This window comes from Thermodesulfovibrio sp. 3907-1M (genome assembly GCF_040450955.1).
GTDB classification, from domain to species: domain Bacteria; phylum Nitrospirota; class Thermodesulfovibrionia; order Thermodesulfovibrionales; family Thermodesulfovibrionaceae; genus Thermodesulfovibrio; species Thermodesulfovibrio autotrophicus.
In genome coordinates, this window is record NZ_CP144373.1 from 1,808,323 (window position 1) to 1,832,935 (window position 24,613).

27 protein-coding genes are annotated in these 24,613 nt (G+C 37.8%); 23 read left to right on the forward strand and 4 right to left on the reverse strand.

What is annotated here, in order from left to right:
- Nucleotides 1–149: 149 nt before the first annotated feature.
- Nucleotides 150–1,226 carry an aminofutalosine synthase MqnE gene (gene mqnE, locus V4D30_RS09445; protein WP_353684073.1) on the reverse strand — a complete coding sequence of 359 codons (1,077 nt, stop codon included), beginning with the start codon at nt 1,224–1,226 and terminating at the stop codon, nt 150–152.
- A gap of 79 nt (nt 1,227–1,305) precedes the next feature.
- Between mqnE and V4D30_RS09450 the strand changes: the two genes are divergently transcribed.
- The 19 genes from V4D30_RS09450 to V4D30_RS09540 all read left to right on the forward strand — a co-directional run bounded on the left by V4D30_RS09450 (nt 1,306) and on the right by V4D30_RS09540 (nt 15,790).
- Entirely contained in the window at nt 1,306–2,721 is a 1,416-nt protein-coding gene (locus V4D30_RS09450; RefSeq protein WP_353684074.1) for an acetyl-CoA carboxylase biotin carboxylase subunit, read from the forward strand.
- Between the two features lie 21 nt (nt 2,722–2,742).
- On the forward strand, nt 2,743–4,566 hold the full coding sequence (gene oadA / locus V4D30_RS09455) for a sodium-extruding oxaloacetate decarboxylase subunit alpha (protein WP_353684075.1): 1,824 nt from the start codon (nt 2,743–2,745) through the stop codon (nt 4,564–4,566).
- Complete coding sequence (locus V4D30_RS09460) at nt 4,566–5,222, forward strand: site-2 protease family protein (protein ID WP_353684076.1); 657 nt, start codon at nt 4,566–4,568, stop codon at nt 5,220–5,222. The genes oadA and V4D30_RS09460 overlap by 1 nt, the downstream gene beginning before the upstream one ends.
- A 9-nt stretch (nt 5,223–5,231) precedes the next feature.
- A complete protein-coding gene (gene trpS, locus V4D30_RS09465; protein ID WP_353684077.1) occupies nt 5,232–6,218 on the forward strand; it encodes a tryptophan--tRNA ligase in 987 nt (328 codons plus the stop codon).
- The gene (locus V4D30_RS09470; protein ID WP_353684078.1) at nt 6,206–6,925 is read left to right on the forward strand and encodes a HesA/MoeB/ThiF family protein; all 720 of its coding nucleotides are present in this window, start codon (nt 6,206–6,208) and stop codon (nt 6,923–6,925) included. The genes trpS and V4D30_RS09470 overlap by 13 nt, the downstream gene beginning before the upstream one ends.
- 3 nt (nt 6,926–6,928) lie before the next feature.
- Nucleotides 6,929–7,375 (forward strand): hypothetical protein, encoded by a 447-nt coding sequence (locus tag V4D30_RS09475; RefSeq protein ID WP_353684079.1) that lies wholly within the window; start codon nt 6,929–6,931, stop codon nt 7,373–7,375.
- 225 nt (nt 7,376–7,600) lie between these two features.
- Nucleotides 7,601–8,161 (forward strand): type I restriction enzyme HsdR N-terminal domain-containing protein, encoded by a 561-nt coding sequence (locus V4D30_RS09480; protein WP_353684080.1) that lies wholly within the window; start codon nt 7,601–7,603, stop codon nt 8,159–8,161.
- The gene (locus tag V4D30_RS09485; protein WP_353684081.1) at nt 8,158–9,873 is read left to right on the forward strand and encodes an NAD+ synthase; all 1,716 of its coding nucleotides are present in this window, start codon (nt 8,158–8,160) and stop codon (nt 9,871–9,873) included. Before V4D30_RS09480 ends, V4D30_RS09485 begins: the two co-directional genes overlap by 4 nt.
- A 2-nt stretch (nt 9,874–9,875) precedes the next feature.
- Nucleotides 9,876–10,217, forward strand: a complete 342-nt coding sequence (locus tag V4D30_RS09490; RefSeq protein WP_353684082.1) for a DNA methyltransferase — start codon at nt 9,876–9,878, stop codon at nt 10,215–10,217.
- Nucleotides 10,193–10,528: a DNA methyltransferase gene (locus V4D30_RS09495; RefSeq protein ID WP_353684083.1), complete on the forward strand. Its 336-nt coding sequence runs from the start codon at nt 10,193–10,195 to the stop codon at nt 10,526–10,528. Before V4D30_RS09490 ends, V4D30_RS09495 begins: the two co-directional genes overlap by 25 nt.
- Entirely contained in the window at nt 10,521–10,646 is a 126-nt protein-coding gene (locus tag V4D30_RS09500; RefSeq protein WP_353684084.1) for a DNA methyltransferase, read from the forward strand. The genes V4D30_RS09495 and V4D30_RS09500 overlap by 8 nt, the downstream gene beginning before the upstream one ends.
- Nucleotides 10,647–10,711: 65 nt before the next feature.
- A complete protein-coding gene (locus V4D30_RS09505) occupies nt 10,712–11,788 on the forward strand; it encodes a hypothetical protein (protein WP_353684085.1) in 1,077 nt (358 codons plus the stop codon).
- A 17-nt stretch (nt 11,789–11,805) separates the two neighbouring features.
- Nucleotides 11,806–12,057, forward strand: a complete 252-nt coding sequence (locus tag V4D30_RS09510; RefSeq protein WP_353684086.1) for a hypothetical protein — start codon at nt 11,806–11,808, stop codon at nt 12,055–12,057.
- A gap of 22 nt (nt 12,058–12,079) precedes the next feature.
- The gene (rsmI, locus tag V4D30_RS09515) at nt 12,080–12,910 is read left to right on the forward strand and encodes a 16S rRNA (cytidine(1402)-2'-O)-methyltransferase (RefSeq protein ID WP_353684087.1); all 831 of its coding nucleotides are present in this window, start codon (nt 12,080–12,082) and stop codon (nt 12,908–12,910) included.
- Complete coding sequence (locus V4D30_RS09520) at nt 12,907–13,914, forward strand: alcohol dehydrogenase catalytic domain-containing protein (RefSeq protein ID WP_353684088.1); 1,008 nt, start codon at nt 12,907–12,909, stop codon at nt 13,912–13,914. Before rsmI ends, V4D30_RS09520 begins: the two co-directional genes overlap by 4 nt.
- Nucleotides 13,911–14,753, forward strand: coding sequence for a fumarate hydratase (locus tag V4D30_RS09525; RefSeq protein WP_353684089.1), 843 nt, complete (start codon nt 13,911–13,913; stop codon nt 14,751–14,753). The genes V4D30_RS09520 and V4D30_RS09525 overlap by 4 nt, the downstream gene beginning before the upstream one ends.
- A gap of 18 nt (nt 14,754–14,771) precedes the next feature.
- A complete protein-coding gene (locus V4D30_RS09530; RefSeq protein ID WP_353684090.1) occupies nt 14,772–14,999 on the forward strand; it encodes a type II toxin-antitoxin system HicB family antitoxin in 228 nt (75 codons plus the stop codon).
- A complete protein-coding gene (locus V4D30_RS09535; RefSeq protein WP_353684091.1) occupies nt 14,992–15,240 on the forward strand; it encodes a type II toxin-antitoxin system HicA family toxin in 249 nt (82 codons plus the stop codon). The genes V4D30_RS09530 and V4D30_RS09535 overlap by 8 nt, the downstream gene beginning before the upstream one ends.
- A gap of 19 nt (nt 15,241–15,259) precedes the next feature.
- Nucleotides 15,260–15,790: a Fe-S-containing hydro-lyase gene (locus V4D30_RS09540; protein ID WP_353684092.1), complete on the forward strand. Its 531-nt coding sequence runs from the start codon at nt 15,260–15,262 to the stop codon at nt 15,788–15,790.
- 2,618 nt (nt 15,791–18,408) lie between these two features.
- On the opposite strand, the gene V4D30_RS09545 is transcribed toward V4D30_RS09540, so the two are convergent.
- Together V4D30_RS09545 and dtd are read right to left on the reverse strand one after the other, a co-directional pair.
- Nucleotides 18,409–19,614 carry a hypothetical protein gene (locus V4D30_RS09545; protein ID WP_353684093.1) on the reverse strand — a complete coding sequence of 402 codons (1,206 nt, stop codon included), beginning with the start codon at nt 19,612–19,614 and terminating at the stop codon, nt 18,409–18,411.
- Between the two features lie 406 nt (nt 19,615–20,020).
- Nucleotides 20,021–20,461 carry a D-aminoacyl-tRNA deacylase gene (gene dtd / locus V4D30_RS09550; RefSeq protein ID WP_353684094.1) on the reverse strand — a complete coding sequence of 147 codons (441 nt, stop codon included), beginning with the start codon at nt 20,459–20,461 and terminating at the stop codon, nt 20,021–20,023.
- A 21-nt stretch (nt 20,462–20,482) separates the two neighbouring features.
- On the opposite strand from dtd, the gene V4D30_RS09555 reads away from it, so the two are divergent.
- A complete protein-coding gene (locus V4D30_RS09555) occupies nt 20,483–21,547 on the forward strand; it encodes an HD domain-containing phosphohydrolase (RefSeq protein ID WP_353684095.1) in 1,065 nt (354 codons plus the stop codon).
- Here V4D30_RS09555 and panC read toward each other — a convergent pair.
- Nucleotides 21,544–22,389, reverse strand: coding sequence for a pantoate--beta-alanine ligase (panC, locus tag V4D30_RS09560; protein ID WP_353684096.1), 846 nt, complete (start codon nt 22,387–22,389; stop codon nt 21,544–21,546). The two genes, V4D30_RS09555 and panC, sit on opposite strands and share 4 nt — an antisense overlap.
- Before the next feature lie 58 nt (nt 22,390–22,447).
- Here panC and V4D30_RS09565 point away from each other — a divergent pair, with 58 nt between their 5' ends.
- The 3 genes from V4D30_RS09565 to rplM all read left to right on the forward strand — a co-directional run bounded on the left by V4D30_RS09565 (nt 22,448) and on the right by rplM (nt 24,603).
- Nucleotides 22,448–23,155 (forward strand): YdcF family protein, encoded by a 708-nt coding sequence (locus V4D30_RS09565; protein ID WP_353684097.1) that lies wholly within the window; start codon nt 22,448–22,450, stop codon nt 23,153–23,155.
- Between the two features lie 196 nt (nt 23,156–23,351).
- Nucleotides 23,352–24,092, forward strand: coding sequence for an N-acyl homoserine lactonase family protein (locus V4D30_RS09570; protein WP_353684098.1), 741 nt, complete (start codon nt 23,352–23,354; stop codon nt 24,090–24,092).
- 79 nt (nt 24,093–24,171) lie between these two features.
- On the forward strand, nt 24,172–24,603 hold the full coding sequence (rplM, locus tag V4D30_RS09575) for a 50S ribosomal protein L13 (protein ID WP_353684099.1): 432 nt from the start codon (nt 24,172–24,174) through the stop codon (nt 24,601–24,603).
- The last annotated feature ends 10 nt before the right edge of the window (nt 24,604–24,613 follow it).

Genomic DNA, 24,613 nt, shown 5'->3' on the forward strand with positions numbered 1-24,613 from the left:
TATTAATTTTTCAAATTCTTCAAATCCAATATTATACTTGTTTTCAAAAAGTCTTATTTTCTCTTGCACTCTGTGTAGTTCATGTAAAAGGTTAAATTGTACAACTCTAAAATTTTTTCCTTACTAATCAAGCTCCTCATTTTGGTTCCTTAATCAAATACTCTCTTTACATTATAAAAGCTGTCTCTTTCCACAGGGATTTTGCCTGCTTCCCTTATAAGGTGAACAAGTTCTTCAATGGTGTTTCCCTTTTTTGAGCGAGCACCGGCTGAATGGGCAATCTTTTCTTCAATTACAGTTCCCTCAAGGCAATCAGCACCATAAAGCAGGGCAAGTTGTGCAAGCTTCTCTCCGAGCATTATCCAATAGGCCTTTATGTGTGCAATATTGTCAAGCACAAGCCTTGAGACAGCAATTGTCTTTAGATCATCTATTCCACTTGGATAGGGAACTTTAATATCCGTATTTTCAGGCTGATAACTGAGAGGAATGAAAGCAAGAAATCCTCCTGTTTCATCCTGAAGCTCTCTCAATTTCATCAAATGCTCAACCCTGTCCTCATATGTTTCTACATGACCATAAAGCATGGTAGCATTTGTTTTTATCCCGAGCCTGTGAGCAGTTCTTATTACCTCAAGCCATCTTTCACCAGAGATCTTTTCTGGACATATTCTATTTCTTACCTCAGGATTGAAGATTTCTGCACCGCCTCCCGGCATAATATCAAGTCCTGCTTCCTTCAGTTTCATGAGTGTCTGCTCTATGCTCAAACCAGATTTTCTTGCAAAGTAATCAATTTCAACAGCTGTAAATGCCTTAATTCCAATTGAAGGGAACTCTTTTTTTATTGTTGAAATCATCTCAAGATAGTATTCAAACTGCCATTCAGGATGAAGTCCTGAAACAATATGAACTTCGCTTATGTAGCCAGTAGTCTTCTGAGCTTCCCTAAGTTGAGCAATTATGTCATCAATGCTTAGTTCATAGGCGTATTCCTCTCCCTTTGAACGAGAAAAGGCACAGAATCTGCAACGATTAACGCATATATTGGTGGGATTAATGTGCCTGTTTACGATAAAATAGACCTTATTTGAATTAAATCTTCTTGATACTTCATCTGCAAGTTCACCAAGCTTGTGAATATCATCTGTATTAAAAAGTTCTAATGCTTCATCTCTATTAATTCGTTCTGCATGTATGATTTTTCTTTTAATTTCATCAAACATAAACTTATTATAGCACTGCTAATTGATTTATTTTAAGTTTTCATTTAAAATTTTTATATTTACCTTTGAAAGGCAGGCTATGTTTAAAAAAGTTTTAGTTGCAAACAGAGGAGAGATTGCATTAAGAATAATTCGTGCCTGTAAAGAGCTTGGAATTCGCACTGTTGCCATATACTGCGAGCCCGATGCAACAGCAAGATATGTTAAAAAAGCTGACGAAGCTTATCTTGTCACTCCAGGTCCTCTAAGAGGTTACCTCAATATTTACGGAATAGTGGAGCTTGCAAAAAATGTTGGGGCTGATGCAATTCATCCAGGATATGGTTTTCTTGCTGAAAATCCTCAGTTTGCAGAAGCCTGCACGCAGGCTGGAATAACTTTTATAGGTCCAAATCCTCAGGCAATAAGAAAAATGGGACTTAAAGACGAAGCCCGCAGAATTGCTCAAAAGCTTGGCATTCCTCTTTTGCCCGGGACACCTCCTCTGCACAGTATAGATGAAGCAGTGAGTGCAGCCAGACAAATCGGTTATCCAGTCATGGTTAAAGCTGTTGCAGGAGGTGGTGGAAGAGGCTTGAGAATCTGTTATGATGAAGAATCTTTACGGAGACAGATACCAATTGCCATGTCAGAGGCAAAAAAAGCCTTTGGTGACGAGAGAGTTTTTATTGAAAAGTATCTTGAAAGACCTCATCACATTGAAATACAGATAATGGCTGATAAATACGGAAAAATTATTCATCTTGGAGAAAGGGATTGCTCAATTCAGAGAAGACATCAAAAGCTTATAGAGATTGCACCTTCACTCTTACTTACAGAAAAAGTAAGATGCCAGATGGGAGAGGCGGCAAAGAGACTTGCCTATGAAGTTGGTTACGATAATGTTGGAACAGTTGAGTTTCTCGTTGATGAAAATCTCAACTACTACTTTCTTGAGATGAACACGAGAATCCAGGTGGAGCACACAATTACAGAGGAAATCACAGGAATTGATCTTGTGCAAAATATGATAAAAATTGCCTATGGCGAGCCTCTTGAAATAAAGCAGTACGAGGTGACACTCAATGGATATGCCATTCAGTGCAGAATTAATGCTGAAGACCCTCTGAACGATTTTCTTCCTTCTACAGGTACTGTTACAGCTTATTATTCTCCTGGTGGCTTTGGAATCAGAATTGACGGACATGTAACTGAGGGCTATAATGTGCCACCCTATTATGACTCTCTTCTGGCAAAGCTTGTTGCCAGAGGAAGAACATGGGAAGAGACTGTAAGAAGAATGCATCGCGCTTTGAGTGAATACATTATAAGAGGAGTTAAAACAACAATTCCTCTTTACATAAAAATCATGGAAGATGAAGATTTCCGTAAAGGAAACTTTAGCACAAAATACATTGAAGAAAAGCTTCCAAGCCTTCTTTACAGTGAGGAAAAAGATCCCTTTGATCTGGCAGTGGTACTGTCTGCTGCCATTGTTGCTCATAGCAGAGTTTAAATAAAATTAAGAGGTGTAGAGATGTCAAAATCATCACCTATTAAAATAATGGACACTACATTAAGGGATGCCCATCAAAGTCTTCATGCTACAAGAATGAAGCTTGAGGATATAGTTCCTATTGCCGAGAAGTTGGATCAAGTCGGGTTTCACTCCCTTGAAGTATGGGGAGGTGCAACTTTTGACAGCTGTTTAAGGTTCTTGAGAGAAGACCCCTGGGAAAGATTGAGAACCATAAAAGCGCTCGTTAAAAATACAAAGCTTCAGATGCTTCTAAGAGGACAGAACATTGTCGGATATAGACACTATCCTGATGATGTTTTGGAAAAATTCGTTGAGAGAGCTCGTGCAAATGGTATAGATATTTTCAGAATTTTTGATGCTTTAAACGACTTAAGAAACATGGAAAAAGCTATAGAGGTTACATTGAAGTATGGTGGAATTGTTGAGGCTTCTTTTTGTTACACAATAGGACCAATTTATACAATAGATTTCTTTGTCGGACTTGCAAAAAACCTGGAAAGCCTCGGAGCGCATATAATCTGCATAAAAGACATGGCAGGACTTCTTGATCCTTACACTGCCTATGAGCTTATAAAAAGACTAAAGGAAGAAATAAATCTACCAATACATCTTCATACCCATGATACAGCAGGAATGGCAGTGGCAACAACAATTAAGGCAATTGAAGCAGGAGTTGATATAGTTGACACTGCAATATCAACAATGGCAGGAGGAACATCTCAACCTCCTGTTGAGACAATATGCCATATACTTAAAGGAACTGAAAGAGACCCAAAATTCAATATGGAGCTTCTTGATGAGATTGCTGACTATTTTTATGAAAAACGGAAAAAATACAAACATCTTGAAAGCGAATACATTGGACCTGATCCAAAAGTAATTGTTTATCAGGTTCCTGGAGGGATGTTGAGCAATCTTGTAAATCAGCTAAGGGAACAGAATGCTTTACATAGAATAAAAGAAGTTCTTGAAGAAATTCCTCGTGTAAGAGAGGACTTTGGATATCCTCCTTTGGTTACTCCTTCAAGCCAGATTGTAGGAACACAGGCTACTTTGAATGTGCTTACAGGTGAAAGATATAAAATGGTTACAACAGAGACGAAAAACTACTTTAAAGGACTGTATGGTAAGCCCCCTGTGCCGGTAAATGAAGAGATTAGAAAAAAAATACTCGGAGACGAAGAATTTATCACATGCAGACCTGCAGACCTTCTTGAGCCTGAGTTTGAAAAAGCAAAAGCAGAGTTAAAAGACAAAGCTCGCTCAGAGGAAGATGTGCTCAGTTATTGCCTCTTTCCAAAGATTTTCCTCGAGTTCCTTGAAGCAAAGGAAAAAGGGATTAAAGAAGAACCTCAGCCAAAGAAAGAAGAGGTAAAACCTGCTCCAAGCCTTGCACCAACAGAGTTTGTCATAAATCTTTATGGAGAGTCCTATCATGTAAAGGTAGGAGGCAAAGGGCATAAAGTTGATGGTAAAAGACCCTATTTTCTCTATGTAAACAATCAACTTGTTGAAGTCATTGTTGAACCTCTTCAGGAGATTGTTCCCAGTGAGGAAGGAAAAGTGGAAATAAAGCCAAAAGAATCAGTAAGGCCAAGACCTTCAGAACCTGGTGACATAGCCTCCCCAATGCCTGGTACAGTAGTAAAAATTAAGGTTAAAAAAGGTGATAGAGTCAGTGCTGGAGACACGGTTGTAATAGTTGAGGCAATGAAGATGGAAAATGAGATTCACTCACCAGTTGATGGAACAGTTGAAGAGATTTATATTAAAGAAGGTGACATGGTCAACCCTGATGAAGTAATGATAAGGATAAGATAATGGACTTTACAGGAATCCTGAGACAGATTATAATTTCAACACCTGCAATACTTATTGCAATCGTTTTTCACGAGCTTGCTCATGGATGGGTAGCTTACAGGCTTGGTGACAACACGGCAAAGCTTTCAGGAAGGCTGACTCTCAACCCAGTATCCCATATTGACCCTTTTGGAACGATAATTATGCCATTCGTTCTTCTAATTCTTACAAATGGGCAGTGGGTATTCGGATATGCAAAACCAGTTCCAGTAAATCCTTACAACTTCAGAAATCCCCGATCTGGTATGGCACTTACAGCAGCAGGTGGTCCTGCGGCAAATCTTATGGTTGCAATAATCTGCACTATTTTGATTAAGTGGATTGTTTTACCTTTAATGGGCGTAATTCCTGATTATATTTTTGAACCATTGATTTTAATTCTCAGAGCCACAATAATGATAAACATAGTTCTTGCAGCATTTAATCTCATTCCCATACCACCTCTTGATGGAGGAAGAATTCTAATGGGGGTACTACCTTTACAGTATGCTCAGATGATGGAGAGAATTGAGCCTTTCGGTTCTCTAATCGTCATTTTTATGATTATCACAGGTTTAACAACTGTTTTTGTATGGCCCATAGTCAAACTTTTTTTTAATATACTCTCACTTTTTTAGGAGGCATAAATGGACAGAGTATTAAGTGGAATGCAGCCAAGCGGACCACTTCATCTTGGAAATCTTATTGGAGCTCTTTCAAACTGGGTGAGGCTTCAGGACAAATATGAATGCTATTTTTTTGTTGCGGACTGGCATGCATTGACAACAGGATATGGAAATCCTTCCCAGATAAAGGAATGGACAGTTGACCTTCTTATGAACTTTATTGCAGCAGGGCTTGACCCAGAAAAATCAACCATATTCATTCAGTCACAAGTACCTCAGCATGCAGAACTTCATATATTTTTAAGCATGATTACACCACTTGGTTGGCTTGAAAGAGTCCCCACTTACAAAGAAAAAAAAGAGCAGATTAAAGATAAAGACCTTGATACCTATGGATTTCTCGGGTATCCGGTGCTTCAGACAGCAGACATCATAATTTATCGGGCAAAGTATGTGCCTGTTGGAGTTGATCAGGTGCCTCATCTTGAAATTTCCCGTGAAATTGCAAGAAGATTTAACTATCTATATGGAAAAGAGTTTTTCCCTGAACCACAAGCTTTGCTTACAGAGTTTCCAAAGGTGCCGGGGACCGATGGAAGAAAGATGTCAAAGAGCTATGGAAATGCCATATATCTCAGCGATGATGAAAAAACCGTTACAGAAAAAATAAGAACAATGGTAACTGATCCAGCACGAAAAAGAAGAACAGACAAAGGAGACCCCAAGAAATGCCCTGTATTTGATCTGCATAAAATATTTTCCACAGAGGAAGAAAAAAGAGAAGTCATTGAAGGCTGCAGCCAAGCAAGCATTGGCTGTATTGACTGTAAAAAGGTTCTTATAAAACATGTAATTGATACTTTAAAACCCATATGGGACAAAAGACAGCATTTAATTGATAACCCTTCAGTGCTCATTGAAATTGCCCGTGAAGGCTCTAAAAAGGCAAAAAAGGTAGCTAGTGAGACTCTTAAAGAAATGAAGGAGGTCATTGGATGGATTTCTTAAGATACAGTCGTCAGATGCTAATAGATGGATGGGGTGAGGAAGGTCAAAAAAAGCTAAAAAATTCCACTGTATTCATTGCTGGTGCGGGTGGTCTTGGAAGCCCGGTTTCAATTTATCTTACTGTTTCTGGAGTTGGAAAAATAATCATATGTGACTTTGACAGCGTAGAAATTACAAATTTAAACAGGCAGATACTGCACAGCCATACAAGAATTGGAATTAACAAAGCCCTTTCAGCAAAGATTACCTTGAGTGCAATAAATCCTGATGTAGAGGTAATTCCTGTTACTGAGAAGATTACAGCTGAAAATGCCTCTGCAGTTGTTGGAGATTCACATATAATCATGGACTGCATGGACAATCTTGAGACAAGATATATTCTTAATGAAGCGGCAATAAAAAAAGGGATTCCCCTTGTTTTTGGTGCAATTTATGGAGTACAGGGAATGCTCAGCTTTATTCAGCCTCCGGAGACACCCTGTCTTAAATGCCTCTTTCCTGAAGCACCTCCAAGAGAGACATTTCCTGTGGTAGGTGCAACTCCTGGAGTAATAGGAGCACTTCAGGCACTGGAAGCAATAAAATACATAGTGGGAATTGGTAAACTTCTTAAAAACAAGCTTCTTGTATGGGATGGAATGAGCGGAGAGTTTAAAACCTTCAAAGCCAGGAAAGACTCAGCTTGTCCTGTATGTGGTAAAAGATAACCTATGGAATATGTAAACGATTTTGTTTATTTTGTAGTAAAACCTCTGGAAGATGGAAAGCACATTTATTGTTCAGGTGTAAATCTAACAAAGTTTGCTCCAATTACAAAGGGCAGACACAGACTGGGACAGAATCCTGCTGTTAAGGGACTCCAGAGCCTGAACAACGACATCAGAGCAATCATAATTGAAAACAAAGCTACCCCTGAGACAGTGAAAAATCTTTTCTGTCAGTATGTAAAACCTATAAAAGAAGACTTATGGTATACAGAGTCTTTTTTAATTCTCAACTATTCAGAATCTCTTGGAGAGAAAATAAAAAACTATGCTCCTTCTGAATTACTGCGCAAAATGTTCAGAGCAATGTTAATAAATGAACCTGTTTTTGATGCCTTTTCACCAGAGAAACTTCAGGACTATCTCTATGGTCTTATCCAAAAACTTTCATAAAGATAAGCCAATTGACCACACTGCGGCACTTGTCAGGAATCTTGTGTTTGTCTATATAGTTTGATTTTTTAACCTTTATTGTTTAAAAATATTGAAAGATGAAGGCAGAACTTGTTAATAAAATAAAGAATGTTTTATCGGAAAATAAACAGATCGTATTTGCCTATTTATTTGGTTCTTTCACAAATGTTGAAATAAAAAAATTTTTAAAAAAAGGAGGTTGTCATGTATTTACCGCTCAATAAAACGCCTGAATCTCCAGAACAAAGGAAGGAGCTTATTGGAGATATTATCAAGCAACAGGAAGAACTTTTTGCCCAAAGCATTGGATACATTCAGAGATTGGTAATTCAATATTTAATTGAGCGTGGCTATAGCTCAGATGATATAGAGCTTAACAGAGGCTATGAAGTTGTTGTTTCTGAGAAAGAAAAGTTTGTAACCAGTGTTGATATAGTTGTCAGGCTACAGGAAAAGGTTTTATATGCAATTAAGTGCACTCCCGCATCCATTGATTCGTGGGAAAGGTTTATGCTTGCATTTTGCAGGGTTGTTGAGCCATATCAGATTCCATTTGCTATGGTCACTGATGGAAGAGAGGGAAGACTGATAGATGTTCTTACAGGAGAAGTAAAAGAGACAATGGATATTCCGAAGAAAGAGGATTTACTCAGGCTATTGCCATCAATAAGTTTTATCCCCTACAGCGAAGAAAAACTACCGAAGGAAAGAAGAATTCTTTATGCCTTTGATGCAATAAAATGCTGTCCAACCTGTAATATATGAGAAGCTTAAGATTAGCAGTATGCCAAATAAATCCTATTGTTGGAGACATTGAGGGAAATCTTGAAAAGATTCTTTTTTACATTGACAAAGCAGTAGCTGAAAAAGCAGAGATTATCATATTTCCAGAGCTTGCAATAACTGGATACAATCCTGAAGACCTTCTTTTTTATCCAACCTTTATAAAAAAAGCAGAGGAAGCTTTATACGAGATAGTTAAAAAAGTTAAGGATTTTATAGTAATTGCTGGTTTGCCAGTAAAAAAGGACGATCTTTATAACTCTGCTGCTATTGTTGCAGATCAAAACCTGATTGATATTTATCATAAGATTTATCTTCCCAACTACAGTGTCTTTGATGAGATGAGATATTTTAAGCCAGGAAGCAGAACCCCTGTTTATGAATATGATGGAGTGTTTTTTTCTGTGAATATATGTGAAGACATCTTTCATCCTTCCCTTCCCGGGCTTATTCAGGCAGCAGCTGGTGCAGAATTGATAATAAACATAAGTGCCTCACCCTTTTATGCTGGAAAGTATCAGAGAAAAATGAGAATGCTAACAACAAGAGCCTATGACATGGGGGTTTATGTCTGCTATTTAAACATGGTTGGTGGACAGGATGAGACAGTATTTGATGGAAGAAGTCTCATTATCTCGCCATCAGGTGAGATTCTTGTAAGAGGTAAAGCCTTTGAGGAAGATTTTATAGTTGCTGAGATTGACATGGAAGAGGTAACAAGAACAAGACTTCGTGAACCAAAGATAAGATGGGAAGGTGATTTTGAAGGCGGCGAAGTTATTAAAGTTCCATTGAAAAGAAAAGCAAAAAATAAACTCATTCCGAGCTCTGAAAAGCCTTCTTCTGACCATGAAATGACAGAAGAAGAGGAGATTTTTAAGGCTCTTACCACAGGGTTGAGAGATTATGTTAACAAGAATGGCTTTAAAAGGGTATGTCTTGGTTTAAGTGGAGGAATTGATTCTTCCTTTGTGGCATTGATTGCAGTAGAGGCACTGGGTAGAGATAGAGTTATCGGTGTTTTTATGCCATCAAGATATACATCAAAGGAAAGCAGAGAAGATGTGTATGAGCTCGTAAAAAATCTCGGGATTGAATTAATTGAGATATCCATTGATGAACTCTTTGAGGAGTATCTTAAATTCCTTTCAGATACATTTAAAGACCTGCCTCAGGATGTGACTGAAGAAAACATCCAGAGCAGAATTCGTGGTAACATTCTTATGGCAGTCTCAAACAAGTTTGGCTGGCTTGTGATAACAACAGGAAATAAATCAGAGCTTTCCGTGGGTTATGCCACTCTGTATGGTGACATGGCAGGTGGATATGCTGTAATTAAAGATGTTTATAAAACTCAGGTTTACAAAGTTGCGAGATGGGCATCCCGTGGAAGAATCCCTGAGAGGGTATTTACAAAGCCACCATCTGCAGAGCTTAAACCAGGACAGACTGATCAGGATACTCTCCCTCCCTATGAAGTGCTTGATAAAATTCTTTATTTACACATTGAAAAATGTATGGGAGAGCAAGAGATTGTTGAGTACGGGCTTGAAAGAAGCACGGTTCAAAAAGTATTGAAAATGGTAAAAAAAGCAGAGTTCAAAAGAAGGCAGGCTCCCTTAGGTATAAAAGTATCTTCCGTATCCCTCGGCAAAGACTGGAGATTCCCTATTACGAACAGATTTGGAGGTTAGGAGTGCCCACATGGCATAAATTGATAATCGGGAATGCTATCAGTATGCGTGAGATTGAAGATGAATCAGTTCATCTGATGTTAACATCACCTCCATATTTTAATGCTCCCTTTGACTACAAGGATATGTTTAAAAGCTATGAGGAGTATCTTGAACTTATAGGTAAAGTTGCTGAAGAAATCTACAGGGTGCTTAAAAATGGACGGGTAGCGGTTGTCAATATTGATGACATGCTCATTAATGGTGAAAAATTTCCCATTGTGGCTGATGTAACAAAAATTTTTCAAAGAGCTGGTTTTAGATACAGAGACAGGATAATATGGAAAAACCTGATGGATACTTGAGAATAAGCAGAAGAAGTGGAGTGATCCTTCAAAACCCCTATCCCATGTATTTTTATCCTGATAATCTTCTTGAAAGCATTCTTATCTTTCAAAAGGGAAAATTCAACTATGCTTCAATACCCAGAGAAATAAAAGAAGCTTCAAAGATTGATACTAAGGAGTTTTTAGACAATAAATGGTATTCAACTCTATGGGATATGGTCAATGTTTTACCAAACTCAGTACTGGAGAAAAATATCGCAGCTTTTCCTGAAGAGCTACCATATAGAATAATTAAACTTTTTTTCATACAAAGGAGAGACAGTGCTTGACCCATTTGCAGGCTCGGGGACAACAATGAAGATGGCAAGATTGCTTGGCAGAAACAGCATAGGCATTGAGATAAATGAGTCTCTGATTCCTAATAATAAAGAAAAAACTCGGCTTTGAAGGTCAGCTTTCTATTGATGGGGAAAAAGACACATTGGAAATAATAATCAGAGAGGGAAGAAAAGTTGAATCTCTTTGCTGAAATAGAGGGGATAAACTATACTCCATTTTTATGCCGACAATTAAATGAATACTGCCTATCAGACCTGCAAAGAGCTTTTGAAAAAGATGGTACTTTTATTTTAACACTGAATAAAAATAATAAATTTGCCATAAGCTGGTGGGTATCTCCAAAAAGAACGAGGTCATATCCCTATGCAAGAGTTTATGATTCTTTATTTTTTCAGGGGAAAAGAGTTACAGTTATTCCAGTATTAAAAGATGAAGGCAAGGATGGAGACCGTGATTTTCTTCAATGGGATACGATTTCTTTGATGAGTTTGCTGGGAGTGTATGTTGTTATTGCATTTTACAAAGATACTTATAAAAATCCAAGATTTAAAAACAAAATTACTAATCAGAGGTTTGATTTTAAATATTTAAAAACCGAAATTGAACGATTATCTTTCTATCAATCTGATGCCTTCCATTGGAACATGGAGCAGATTAAAAAAATATCAGAACTTACAGAAAATGCTCTGCAGTGTTATGAAAAAATCTCTAAGAAACTTAAAGTTCAACTTCATTCCGATGAGGAAGTAAATAAGAGAATAAACGAAATTCTCAATGAAAAGAATTCATTTTTAAATTTTTCCCGAAATCTGGCAAAGTGTGCACAGATTAGACAAACCCATACAGTTCAGCCTAAGGAAAAGCTTTCAGGGAAGAAGGCTTCTCTCACAATCAAAAACTATCTTGGAGGTTGCTATTTCTTTACCTCCGATGAAGTCATCATTAAAGAGCCTGATACAGCTTTCCTCATAGAGAGCAGACACTCAAAAAACTCCATTTTGCCATCAATGAATGACATAGAAGATGGTCTTATAAAGATGATACTTTATACAAATTTGAAAAATCTAAGAATTAACGACAAGGAATACCGAAATATAAGTATGCTGAAGCTGACTTCGGAAAAATCTCTTGAGATTGATAAAATTAAAAATCAAAATCTGTTGAACTCGCTTTATGAAGAAGCTAAGAAAAATAATTTTTTCGTGCGATTAAATGACAGAGATTTAAAAGAGATTGTAAATATAGAATAAGCAATTCTGGAGGAGCTATGAGAAAATTATTCATAATCACATCTTTATTTTTGTTTTTAGCATTTGCATTTTCTGACATCTCTTTTAGCCAGACACAGGTTCAGGTTACGAAGGATAAGTCGCTTCAGTATGCAAAGCCAAAGAAACCAGTTAAGATAAAACTTCATCGTGATAAAAAGGGTGAATACTCGTGGGATATTACAGGTGAGAGTGTTGACGATATAATAAAGGCTGATAAGAGACTAAGGCAGTTATTGAAAGAGGAGTGATAAATTCCCAGGAGGATGAAAGTTGCAAGGAAGGCTTTACATAGTGTCAACGCCAATTGGTAATCTTGATGACATAACATTAAGGGCAATTGAGACACTTAAAAAAGTTGACTATATTGCCTGTGAGGATACAGAGCACAGTCTAAAACTTCTCAATCATTTCGGAATAAAAAAGCCTCTTATAAGTTACTGGTCAGAGAAAGAAAAGGTGCGTGCTGAGGAGATAATTGAAAAAATTCGCTCAGGACACTCAGTGGCTTTAATAACTGATGCAGGAACTCCTGGAATTTCAGACCCCGGAGCAGTGGTTATTGGAAGGGCAATTGAAGAGGGAATAGAACTAATACCAATCCCGGGGGCTACAGCATTGATTACTGCATTGAGTATTTCAGGACTGAACACAGATGAATTCACCTTCATAGGCTTTCTTCCTGTCAAACAGTCTCAGAGAAGAAAGAAACTTCTTGAGCTAAGCACAGAAAAGAGAACCCTTGTTTTTTATGAAGCTCCTCACAGAATACTCCAAAGCCTTGTTGCCTTGCTTGAAGTCTTTGGAGACAGAAGAGCCTGTGTTGCAAGGGAGCTTACAAAGATGTTTGAGGAGGTTGTAAGAGGCAGGCTTTCAGAAATTATTGAAAAGCTTGAAAATTCTAAGATAGCAGGTGAATATGTTATAGTAGTTGAAGGTGCTCATGAAGCTTTTCAGAGCTTTGAAGAGGCTCTGAAGGAAGTAAAGGAGCTCATGAAAAAAGGAAAAGGAAGAAAAGAAGCTGTTAAAATAGTATCAGAGCTTTATAACTTAAGCAAAAAAGAGCTCTATGAAAAAAGCCTGAAAATGGATGAAATACAATGAAATCAGCTTATTTAATAGAACCAAATAAAATTGAAGTTTTAGAAAAACCTGTTCCCACAATAAATGAAGGAGAAGTTCTGGTTCGTATCAAAGCAGCACTTACTTGTGGCACTGACCTGAAAGCCTATTTAAGGGGACATCCTCTTATTCCCATGCCAGGACCTTTTGGACATGAGTTTTCTGGAGTGATTGAGGATGTTGGCAAAGGTGTAAATGGTTTTAAAACAGGAGATGCAGTTATGCTTGTTCACACAGCACCCTGTGGAGAATGTGCTTATTGCAAAAGAGGTCTTTTCAATCTCTGCGATACTCTAACAAAGGAAATGATGCTTGGTGCTTTTGCTGAATACATTGTTGTAAAGGAAAGAGTTGTAAGGCAGAACATGTTTCACAAGCCAGAAAACATAGATTTTGAAGAGGCTGCTTTTTTAGAGCCTCTTTCCTGTATAGTTCACGGAGTAAAGGCTCTTAATCCAAAGAAAGAAGAAAGAATTCTCATAATTGGAACAGGTCCGGTAGGGCTTCTTTTTCTTCAGGTTTTAAAGAGTATGGATATTAATGTAGCGGTTATAGGTAGAAATAAAAATAAGCTTGCTCTGGCTGAAAGCCTCGGTGCTGATAAAGTTTACAGTTCAGAACAGAACCCCCTTGATTTTACAGATGGATTTGGTTTTGACAGTGTTGTTGAATGCACAGGACAGAAAGAAATATGGCTTAAATCAGTAAACTATGTGAGAAAAGGTGGCACAGTTTTGCTTTTTGGAGGACTCAAGACTGGCACAGAGGTATGCTATGATGCAGGCAGACTTCACTATGACGAAATAACTCTTAAAGGAGCTTTTCATTATAATCCCGATGATGTTAAAGAAGCTGCGGCTCTTATAAAATCTAAAAAACTCAGACTTAAAGAGCTTATATCAGACAGGTTTCCACTTTCTGAGATTTCTCTGGCTTTTGAAAAACTATCAAGAGGGGAGGGTATTAAGTATTTAATTGAGATATGAGAAAAATCAGCAAGGAAGAGATAGTAAAAACAGTTAAAAAACTTTACATGGATGCAGCAATTTCTCTCCCACAGGATGTTTCAGAAGCATTGAACTCTGCATATGAAGCTGAAACAGGGTTAGCAAAGGAGATACTTAAACAGATTATTGATAATCAAACAGTAGCACTTGAAGACAGAATTCCACTGTGTCAGGACACAGGCATTGCTGTTATTTTTGTTGAATGGGGCAGTGAGGTGGTGTATGAAGATGAAGACCCCATTGAAGCCTTCAATGAGGGAGTAAGGCTTGCAGTGAAAGAGGGATACTTGAGGGCTTCTGTAGTTGATGATCCTATATTTGAAAGAAGAAATACGAAAGATAACACACCCTGTATTGTTCATTTTGAACTGGTAAAGGGTGACAGGGTAAAAATCATAGTTGCACCAAAGGGTGCAGGAAGCGAAAATATGTCTGCTCTTCGGATGCTTAAACCTGCGCAGGGATTGAAAGGAGTGAAGGAGTTTGTTATTGAAACAGTTAAAAACGCAGGAGGTAATCCCTGCCCACCAATAATAGTTGGAGTTGGAGTTGGAGGAAACTTTGAAAAGGCTGCAATCATTGCTAAAAAAGCACTCTTGAGGAAGGTTGGACAGCCCAATAAAAATCCATCTTATGCTCAACTTGAAAGAGAGTTATTACAGCAGATAAACTCTCTTAACATTGGTCCTATGGGTATAGGAGGTAAAGTTACTGCACTGGCTGTTCATATTGAGTATGCACCGTGTCATATTGCATCACTTCCTGTTGCAGTAAACATTCAATGCCATTCTGCAAGACACAAGGAGGCAGAGATATGATATTTAAGGAGGACAATTATGAGAAAAATAAAATTAACAGCTGAATTGATCCCCGCTGAAGAGGGAGGATATGTAGTTTATTGTCCTGAACTTGACATCACCACAGAAGGAGAAACTATTGAAGAGGCAATTGCTATGCTTAAGGATGCTGCAGAGGGTTATATTGAAGTTGTGGGCTTAGAAAATATTCCCCACTTTTCAAGTAAGATCAGTAAGCAGGAGCTGGAACTTGTAATAAATGAGTAAACTACCATCAGTTTCTGGTAAGCAACTATGTAAAGCTCTTGAAAAGGATGGTTTTGTTTTGATAAGACAAACGGCTTCACATAGGATATATCAGAAACAAACCGAAGAAGGAACAATAACAATCCCTGTCCCTGTTCATGCAAATAAACCATTAAAAAGGGGAACTTTACATAACATACTCAAAAAAGCAGGGATATCAAAGGAGAAACTTAAATTTTTACTGACTTTGTTGTTTAGTTAATCTTAAAGGAGGCAGAGATATGATAAAGATTGAAACGCCGCTTACAGATGAGGTAGTGGAAAATTTAAAAGCAGGGGATATTGTTTTAATAAATGGATATGTTTACACAGCAAGAGATGCTGCACACAAAAAACTTGTAGAATTGATAAACGATGATGCACCTTTACCCTTTGACCTGAAAGGACAGGTAATATACTATGTGGGACCAACACCAGCACCTCCGGGAAAGGTGATAGGCTCAGCAGGTCCAACAACTTCATCAAGGATGGATTCATACACTCCCCTTCTTCTTTCATTAGGACTTAAAGGCATGATAGGAAAAGGACAGCGAGGTGAGGAAGTAAGGGAGGCTATAAAAAAATATAAAGCCGTTTATTTTCTTGCAACAGGCGGAGCAGGAGCTCTCCTTAGCAGACACATTGTTTCAGCAGAGGAGATAGCTTTTGCTGAACTGGGGACAGAATCAATCAAAAGATTGCTACTTAAAGATTTTCCTGCTATAGTGGCAATTGACTGTCACGGAGGAGATATTTTTAAGAGATCAATTTGATTTCAGACTTTTTAAAAATCTCTCCTTCACTCCCATTAATGTAAGCCCTACAACTTCTCCTATTGATTCAATATACCTTAGTCCAAACAGGAATCCCTGACGTCAGGGGCTCTTTGTTTGTCATTCCGAGCCTGTCCATACTTTGTCATTCCAAGCTTGCCCATACTCTGTCACTCCGAGCTTGCCCATACTTTGTCATTCCGAGCATACCCATACTTTGTCATTCCGAGCCTGCCCATACTCTGTCATTCCGAGCGAAGCGAGGAATCTCCTTTGTTTTTTTCGGCATTGAAAGACTCAGAGATTCCTCGGGTGGAATGCCACCCTCGGAATGACAACCCTAAGGTCCAAACAGGAATCCCTGACGTCACTCTTTTTTTTGTCATTCCGAGCGAAGCGAGGAATCTCCTTTGTTTTTTTTCGGCATTGAAAGACTCAGAGATTCCTCGGGGCATCGAGCCCCTCGGAATGACAACCCTAAGGTCCAAACAGGAATCCCTGACGTCAGGGGCTGAGACTTAAAAGGCGTTTAAAATGTGGCATAATATTTATAAGGATCTATGGAAAAATCTCCCGGCGAATGGCTGAGAGGTTGCCTGGACCTCAAAAAGGGGGTTGAAGCAAATGCGCAGACCCACAGAGGTGTAAACCTCTTTCAGCGGGTTATGGGAGTCCGCTGCATAGGTCCCACAGGGCTACCAGGCGCAGCCCTCTATAATTCATTTTTTATTACTCTTCCCTTTTTGATTATTTTTTGAATATCTTCTTTTTTTTGCCAGCCCCTAGTCCAAACAGGAATCCCTGACGTCACTCTTTTTTTGTCATTCCGAGCGAAGCGAGGAATCTCCTTTGTTTTTTTCGGCATTGAAAGAACTCAGAGATTCCTCAGGGCATCGAGCCCCTCGGAATGACAATGAAAATGGCATCGAGCCCCTCGGAATGACAACCCTAAGGTCCAAACAGGAATCCCTGACGTCAGGGGCTCTTTGTTTGTCATTCCGAGCCTGCCCATACTTTGTCATTCCGAGCATACCCATAATTTGTCATTCCGAGCGAAGCGAGGAATCTCCTTTGTTTTTTTCGGCATTGAAAGACTCAGAGATTCCTCAGGGCATCGAGCCCCTCGGAATGACAACCCTAAGGTCCAAACAGGAATCCCTGACGTAAGGGGCTCTTTGTTTGTCATTCCGAGCTTGCCCATACTTTGTCATTCCGAGCATACCCATAATTTGTCATTCCGAGCGAAGCGAGGAATCTCCTTTGTTTTTTCGGCATTGAAAGACTCAGAGATTCCTCGGGTGGAATGCCACCCTCGGAATGACAACCCTAAGGTCCAAACAGGAATCCCTGACGTCAGGGGCTGAGACTTAAAAGGCGTTTAAAATGTGGCATAATATTTATAAGGATCTATGGAAAAATCTCCCGGCGAATGGCTGAGAGGTTGCCTGGACCTCAAAAAGGGGGTTGAAGTAAATGCGCAGACCCACAGAGGTGTAAACCTCTTTCAGCGGGTTATGGGAGTCCGCTGCATAGGTCCCACAGGGCTACCAGGCGCAGCCCTCTATAATTCATTTTTTATTACTCTTCCCTTTTTGATTATTTTTTGAATATCTTCTTTTTTTTGCCAGCCCCTAGTCCAAACAGGAATCCCTGACGTCACTCTTTTTTTGTCATTCCGAGCGAAGCGAGGAATCTCCTTTGTTTTTTTCGGCATTGAAAGACTCAGAGATTCCTCGGGGCATCGAGCCCCTCGGAATGACAATGAAAATGGCATCGAGCCCCTCGGAATGACAACCCTAAGGTCCAAACAGGAATCCCTGACGTCACTCTTTTTTTGTCATTCCGAGCGAAGCGAGGAATCTCCTTTGTTTTTTTCGGCATTGAAAGACTCAGAGATTCCTCGGGGCATCGAGCCCCTCGGAATGACAATGAAAATGGCATCGAGCCCCTCGGAATGACAACCCTAAGGTCCAAACAGGAATCCCTGAAGTAAGGGGCTAAGACCAAGGTAAATCTAAACCATGATGAATGGGGATAGACCTTCAGGGGCAGAAGGATATCTATGGATTTTATGAGTTTTTTGGCTCAGAGAGTAAGGAAGGCTGAGAGCATCAGTTGTGTTTTGTGCATTTAAAGAGAAACATAAGGAGGAATATGGGAAAGGAGGCATCCAAGGAGTTTCTCAAAAAGCTTCATCAGATAAAACAATTCAGTGCAGGTCTTGAGGAGGCTGTAGAGAGGTTTAAAGCCCTCTGAGATAGATACCAGAGAAGTTATCCTTATTTTATGAAAGAACTGAAGGAGAAGGCAGAGAAGTATTTTAATTTCCTTAGATATCCTGAAAATATAAAAAAGACACATATACACAACCAATGCAGTAGAGAACTTTAATCGGAGGATAGAGGAGATAAGGCTCAGGCTTGGAGGATACTTTCAATCAGTTGAAATACTTGAGATGAATCTGTTTTTGCAGAGGGAGCGATTATTACAGGGCAGATGGAAAAAACCCGTCCCTATACTCAAGGCTAATGCCTATGAACTCAGACAGATTTTTAACAGAAAATTCTATGGCCAGACACAAAACTCTTGACAAGTGCCTCATTCTTGGTGAAGGTTTTTTATTTTAAAATAAATCTCTTTTTAATCTCCTCAATTGCCTGCTCTTTGTTTGAGATTTTTCCTGCTAAAACAAGGGTTTCTATTCTTTCAACTATTTCGCCAACAAGCCGAGAAGGCTCAAACCCCAGTGAAATTATATCTTCGCCTTTCAGAATGGGAAGCTTTTTTTTGTTTTTTAAGTAAACTTTTTTATAAAACTCCTCAATCTCATCGTAAAACCATCTTTTTGATGTTTTTAATGGGTCTTTACTCATTCCATATAAGAGGGCTGGATAAAGAATGCTTTCAAACTCTCTTATGAATCTTACTTTATCAAGTAAGGTCTCTATTTTTCTTATTCTTACACCTGCCTCAACTAAATCTTCAACAAATCTTTGTTCTTTTCTTGCAGGTTTTATTTGCTTTATCAGTTCAGAGGCATGGAAATCAAAGAGACAGGCAAACTTAAAACAACTTAAATTCTTCACTTCTTTTTTTGAATTCATTAAGATTTCTTCAGCAGTCTTAAGGGTTTCAATATCAGGCTTTATTTCAAGAAAATCACGGGTTTTAAAAATGGCTTTAAATATCTCATCTTCAATCATGAGTTGAACGGTTTTGAAACTCTCAGATACTGAAAGAATTTTCCATAACTCATCTTTTACTCTTTCTCTTGCAGTAACTTTCATTAGATGGGCATTTCTCTTTAAAGCTTCTCGGGTGTTTTCCTCAATATCAAAATCCAGTGTGGCATGAAATCTGTAAGCCCTGAGCACTCTGAGCGGGTCTGCCTTGAGGTTTTCTTCCTTAACCATCCTTATTAATCTGTTTTTCAAATCTTGCTTACCATTGAAAGGATCAATCAAAGTATCTAAATTTAGAGTTACTGCCATGGCATTTATGGTAAAGTCTCTGTCTGCTAAGTCAGCCTCAATTGAATTCCCCCTTAATTGTGCAAAATCTATTGTTACATAATCCTTTACAATTCTTCCAATAAAAAAGACTTCATCAAGTAAGACAAAACTTCCATTGACCTTTCTTGCAAACTCTCGTGCAAGCTCAATAGTATCACCCTTTATTGCAAAGTCAATATCTTTTAATTCACGTTCAAGCAGTATGTCCCTTACACTTCCGCCAACGAGGTAGGAGCTTTCATAAAGATTTTTTTGGTTTAAAAATTCCACAGCTTCTTTAAAATGTGGATTTTCTTTTAATTTCTCAAACATGGCTCACCTCGTATTTAATATAAGAGACTGTTCAAAAGCCTGCAAGTTCTTGAAAATCAAGAATTTGCAGGTCTATTTAATTTTACATAGCTTTACTCGTTATTGCTTGCTTTTTTTATTTCTCCTTTGTCCTTCCGAGCTCCTTCTCTGTCATTCCGAGCCTGCCCATACTTTGTCACTCCGAGCTTGCCCATACTTTGTCATTCCGAGCGAAGCGAGGAATCTCCTTTGTTTTTTTCGGCATTGAAAGACTCAAAGATTCCTCGGGGCATTGAACCCCTCGGAAGGCGAGGAATCTCCTCCTTTCTCACTATTTCAGAGATTCCTCGGGGGGATGCCACCCTCGGAATGACAATGAAAATGGCATTGAGCCCCTCGGAATGACAAAATAAAGCTTTTATTCATATTAAACAGCCTTTAATATAAATGTGACAGGTCCTTCATTTACAAGGGATACATGCATATAGCTTCTGAATACTCCTTCTTTTACAGGGATGCCTCTTTTTTTAAGGGCATCCACAAAATATCTATAAATTGTTTCAGCTTCCTCTGGTGGCATTGCTCTATCAAATGAGGGGCGATTTCCTTTTTTACAGTCTCCTGCAAGGGTAAACTCTGATACAACCATAATTTCACCGCCCACATCTTTTACTGAGAGGTTCATTTTACCATTTTTATCTTCAAAAATTCTTAAGTTAACAATCTTGTTTGCAAGATATTGAGCATCTTTTTCAGCATCTTCCTTTTCTATACCAATAAAAACGACAATACCTCTGCCAATTTCTGATACTTTTTTACCTTCAATTTCTACACTTGCCTTTATTACTCTCTGCAAAAGTGCTATCATTTTATGTTAATATATCATACCATGTTTGAAGAAATTTCAAAAATTTTAGTAGTTGATGATGAAAATGTAAATCTGGAATTAATATCTGCTGTTTTCATAGACTCTCCAAATATTATGGTTATTACAGCAAGGGATGGGCTGGAAGCACTGGAAGTTCTAAAAGAACATACTCCTGATGTTATTGTTCTTGATATAAGAATGCCAAGAATGAATGGAATAGAAGTTTTAAATGTTTTAAAGTCTGACCCCAATACGTCACACATTCCTGTTGTGGTTCTTTCAGGAGATGAAAAGGAGAGAAAAAATGCTTTAAAAAACGGAGCTAACGATTTTATTCCAAAACCTTTTGATGCTGAAGAGTTAAAGCTCAGGGTAATCAATAACCTGCAGGTAAAAAAATATCAGGATTTAATAAAAGACATAAACGAAGTTTTGCAGAAAGAGGTAATGAAAAAAACAAAAGAACTCAGAGAAGCACTGGAACTTGCGAAAGAAGCAGAGTATGAGATGGTTTTAAAATTTGGTATGATTTCTGAGTTCAGAGACGAAGAAACAGGACAGCATATACGAAGAATCAGTTACTATTCCCGATTGCTTGCTCAGCTTGCAGGCTTGCCAGAGTCTGAGCAAAATATTATATTTTATGCCTCTCCTTTACATGATGTTGGCAAGGTTGGAATCCCGGATAATATTTTAAGAAAGCCAGGACCTTTGACTCCTGAAGAGTTTGAAATTATGAAGCTTCATACTATCATAGGTGGAAAAATTTTAACCTCTGATACGAGATTTATAACACTTCATGCAGGGAAAATCATAGCTCTGCAGCATCATGAAAAGTGGGATGGTTCTGGATATCCTAAAGGACTTAAAGAGCAGGAGATACATCCTTATGCAAGAATTGTAGCAGTATGCGATGTATTTGATGCAATGACATCAGATAGAGTTTACAGACCAGCTTTTACTGTTGAGCAAACGATTGACATTATGAAAAAAGGCAAAGGAAGCCATTTTGACCCAGAACTTTTAGAGCTTTTCATGGAAAATCTTGACAGTTTCTTAAAAATCAAGGAAACATTTAAAGATTAAACTTCAACAAGAAGATTGTCAATTAATCTTGTCTCTGCAATTTTTAAAGCAATTGCAAGCAAATATTTTTTCTGTTTTTCCTTAACTTCTTCAAGTGTCAATGGATCAAAAACACCGGCATACTGAATTTCTTTAACAAGAGGTTCATTTTTAAGAATTTCCATCATGTTTAAATTTACATCTACTGGCTGAGCACCCTGTTTTAAAAGCTTTTCACCTTCCTGCAAGGCTTTATATATAACAGTAGCTGCTTTTCGTTCTTCTTCATTTAAATAAAGATTTCGTGAGCTCATTGCAAGCCCATCCTGCTCTCTTATTGTTGGACAGACAATAATCTCAATGTCAAAGTTTAAGTCCTCAACCATTCTTCTGATTATTAATGATTGTTGATAATCCTTCTGTCCGAAATATGCTTTTGCAGGCTTTATAATATTAAAAAGCTTGCAGACTATTGTGGCAACTCCTCTGAAATGACCAGGTCTAAACTTTCCGCAAAGTTTATCACTAAGTCCTTCTACTGTAACATAAGTGCTGTATCCCTGTGGATAAAGAGATTCAACATCAGGCAAAAATAAATAATCAATTTCAATTTTCTGGAGTTTTTCTTTATCAGACTCAACATCTCTTGGATATCTATCATAGTCTTCTCCCTGAGCAAACTGTGTTGGATTTACAAAAATGCTCACTACAGTAAAATCATTTTCTTCCTTTGCTCTCTTAATCAAAGAAAGATGTCCTTCATGAAGTGCACCCATTGTGGGAACAAATCCTATGGATTTTCCCTTTGCTCTTAACTCTCTGGATATCTCTCTCATTATTCTTGGAATTCTTATTATCTCCATTGCTGTTTATTATAACCTAATTTTGCATGAAACAGGCAATTTTGCTATACTTATTTTCATGTTTTTTTTGAAAAAATTTTTAACTTCCATGATTTTACCACCAGGCATTCTGATACTTATTTTTCTTTTCATGGCAGTCTTGGAGAAAAAAAAGAAATTTATTCGTTTTTTAGCAATTTTATCAGCTTTATTCGTTTATTTGATATCTATTGAGCCTGTAAAGGATTTGTTGTTGTATCCTCTTGAGAAAAACTATACTGTTACTGAGAAATTAAATGCCGATGCTATTGTTATACTTGGGGGCGGTATATATTCTTTAAATTCGTTCACTGAAGACACATCAAATAGATTATTAGCTGGGTATAGAGTTTATAAAAAGACCAGACTTCCTATTATTGTTTCAGGTAGTGCTTTGGAAGGAAAAACTCCAGATTCAACTGCAATGGCTGAGATGTTAAAAGAACTTGGAGTTGAATCAGATAAAATTATTGAAGAGAGTAAAAGTAAAGATACAGCTCAAAATGCCAGATATGTTAGTGAAATATGTAAAGAAAAAAATTTTAAAAGAGTAATACTTATTACATCAGCATATCATATGGAGAGAGCAGTTAAACTTTTCAAGAAAACGGGGCTTGTGATTTTGCCTTATCCTGCAGATTTCAAAAGAAGTAACCATTACAATATTTACAGCTTTTTACCCAAATTTGGTAATTTTTCGCTTTCATCAAAGGCAATAAGAGAGTATATAGCTTTATTGGTTATTTAAAGTCTTCAAGGAGGAGATTCCTCGGGGCATTGAGCCCCTCGGAATGACAAAGTATGGGCAGGTTTGGAATGACAGGGAAAAGGGTTCGGAATGATAGGGAAAAATCCTCGGGATGACATAAAAATTTTTAAAAGGACCGCAAAGGTGTAATTCAGAACCTTGACATAATTTTGTAAAAAATACTTAATATAATAGAATGATTTACAGGATTCATCCAATTTTAGTAGGAGCAAAAATTTTTGACAAAGGTATGATGACATATCAGCATGACTATGGTAAACCCTTTGTTATACCTATATTTTCGTGGTTAATAGAGGGAAGCGATAAGAATATCCTTATAGATACAGGGGAGCTAAGCCCCCGCACATCTGTTGAGATTGAACAGACGATCGGAAAGGTCTATAAGTTTGAAGAAGGTCTGGCAAAATATGGATTACAGCCTGAGGACATTGATATAGTGCTTCATACACATCTTCATAATGACCATTGTGAAAATGATTCAAAATGCGTGAATGCCACATTTTATGTTCATGAAAAGGAGCTTAAGCAAATACATAATCCCCATCCCCTTGATTTTAGATATAACGAAGACTTTATTACAGAGATTGAAAGCAATGGGCAGATTATAAAATTAAAGGAAGACACAGAAGTTCTTCCAGGAATAAAAATGATTCATACGCCAGCCCATACTCCGGGCGGTATGTCTGTTCTCATAAATACTGAAAAAGGCGATGTTTTAATAACAGGATTTTGCATAATTGAAGAAAACCTTAATCCTCCACCAAAAATTCTTGGTATGGGGATGGAGGTAATTCCTCCAGGAACCCTTATAAATTCCTATGAAGCCTATGACATAGTTTTAAAAGTTAAAGAGATGGCTCAAATGGTCATCCCTCTTCATGAACCAAAGTATGCATTTATTGAGACAATCCCTTAATTATTTGACAAATAAATAATTTTTAAGGTATTTTATAATTTTAGCTCAATAATTAAAATTTTAGGGGTGAGGGATAAAAATGAAAACCGCTTTTGTAAAAAAAGAAGAAGTTAACAGACAGTGGTATATTGCTGATGCAAATGGGCAGACTCTCGGGAGATTTGCATCAAGAATTGCAAAGATTTTGATGGGTAAGCACAAACCAACTTATACTCCCAATGTAGATAATGGAGACTTTGTTATAGTTATCAATGCTGAGAAGATTAAGGTAACCGGTAAAAAACTTACTGACAAATTTTACTATCGTCACACGGGTTTTATGGGCAATCTCAAAGCAGAAACTCTTAAAGAAAGGCTTGAAAAAGAGCCTGAGGAAGTTATCGTTGATGCTGTCTGGGGCATGCTTCCAAAAACAAGACTGGGCAGAAAAATGATAAAAAAACTGAAAGTTTACAAAGGTTCAGAGCATCCTCATGTTGCACAGAAGCCTGAACCTCTGAAAATAAGTTAATTTTTGAGGT

What these genes read in the sequence shown, in the direction of transcription:
- mqnE (WP_353684073.1), bottom strand. Translation starts at nt 1,226, where the DNA reads ATGTTTGATGAAATTAAAAGAAAAATCATACATGCAGAACGAATTAAT.
- V4D30_RS09450 (WP_353684074.1), top strand. Translation starts at nt 1,306, where the DNA reads ATGTTTAAAAAAGTTTTAGTTGCAAACAGAGGAGAGATTGCATTAAGA.
- oadA (WP_353684075.1), top strand. Translation starts at nt 2,743, where the DNA reads ATGTCAAAATCATCACCTATTAAAATAATGGACACTACATTAAGGGAT.
- V4D30_RS09460 (WP_353684076.1), top strand. Translation starts at nt 4,566, where the DNA reads ATGGACTTTACAGGAATCCTGAGACAGATTATAATTTCAACACCTGCA.
- trpS (WP_353684077.1), top strand. Translation starts at nt 5,232, where the DNA reads ATGGACAGAGTATTAAGTGGAATGCAGCCAAGCGGACCACTTCATCTT.
- V4D30_RS09470 (WP_353684078.1), top strand. Translation starts at nt 6,206, where the DNA reads ATGGATTTCTTAAGATACAGTCGTCAGATGCTAATAGATGGATGGGGT.
- V4D30_RS09475 (WP_353684079.1), top strand. Translation starts at nt 6,929, where the DNA reads ATGGAATATGTAAACGATTTTGTTTATTTTGTAGTAAAACCTCTGGAA.
- V4D30_RS09480 (WP_353684080.1), top strand. Translation starts at nt 7,601, where the DNA reads ATGTATTTACCGCTCAATAAAACGCCTGAATCTCCAGAACAAAGGAAG.
- V4D30_RS09485 (WP_353684081.1), top strand. Translation starts at nt 8,158, where the DNA reads ATGAGAAGCTTAAGATTAGCAGTATGCCAAATAAATCCTATTGTTGGA.
- V4D30_RS09495 (WP_353684083.1), top strand. Translation starts at nt 10,193, where the DNA reads ATGGAAAAACCTGATGGATACTTGAGAATAAGCAGAAGAAGTGGAGTG.
- V4D30_RS09510 (WP_353684086.1), top strand. Translation starts at nt 11,806, where the DNA reads ATGAGAAAATTATTCATAATCACATCTTTATTTTTGTTTTTAGCATTT.
- V4D30_RS09520 (WP_353684088.1), top strand. Translation starts at nt 12,907, where the DNA reads ATGAAATCAGCTTATTTAATAGAACCAAATAAAATTGAAGTTTTAGAA.
- V4D30_RS09525 (WP_353684089.1), top strand. Translation starts at nt 13,911, where the DNA reads ATGAGAAAAATCAGCAAGGAAGAGATAGTAAAAACAGTTAAAAAACTT.
- V4D30_RS09530 (WP_353684090.1), top strand. Translation starts at nt 14,772, where the DNA reads ATGAGAAAAATAAAATTAACAGCTGAATTGATCCCCGCTGAAGAGGGA.
- V4D30_RS09535 (WP_353684091.1), top strand. Translation starts at nt 14,992, where the DNA reads ATGAGTAAACTACCATCAGTTTCTGGTAAGCAACTATGTAAAGCTCTT.
- V4D30_RS09540 (WP_353684092.1), top strand. Translation starts at nt 15,260, where the DNA reads ATGATAAAGATTGAAACGCCGCTTACAGATGAGGTAGTGGAAAATTTA.
- V4D30_RS09545 (WP_353684093.1), bottom strand. Translation starts at nt 19,614, where the DNA reads ATGTTTGAGAAATTAAAAGAAAATCCACATTTTAAAGAAGCTGTGGAA.
- dtd (WP_353684094.1), bottom strand. Translation starts at nt 20,461, where the DNA reads ATGATAGCACTTTTGCAGAGAGTAATAAAGGCAAGTGTAGAAATTGAA.
- V4D30_RS09555 (WP_353684095.1), top strand. Translation starts at nt 20,483, where the DNA reads ATGTTTGAAGAAATTTCAAAAATTTTAGTAGTTGATGATGAAAATGTA.
- panC (WP_353684096.1), bottom strand. Translation starts at nt 22,389, where the DNA reads ATGGAGATAATAAGAATTCCAAGAATAATGAGAGAGATATCCAGAGAG.
- V4D30_RS09565 (WP_353684097.1), top strand. Translation starts at nt 22,448, where the DNA reads ATGTTTTTTTTGAAAAAATTTTTAACTTCCATGATTTTACCACCAGGC.
- V4D30_RS09570 (WP_353684098.1), top strand. Translation starts at nt 23,352, where the DNA reads ATGATTTACAGGATTCATCCAATTTTAGTAGGAGCAAAAATTTTTGAC.
- rplM (WP_353684099.1), top strand. Translation starts at nt 24,172, where the DNA reads ATGAAAACCGCTTTTGTAAAAAAAGAAGAAGTTAACAGACAGTGGTAT.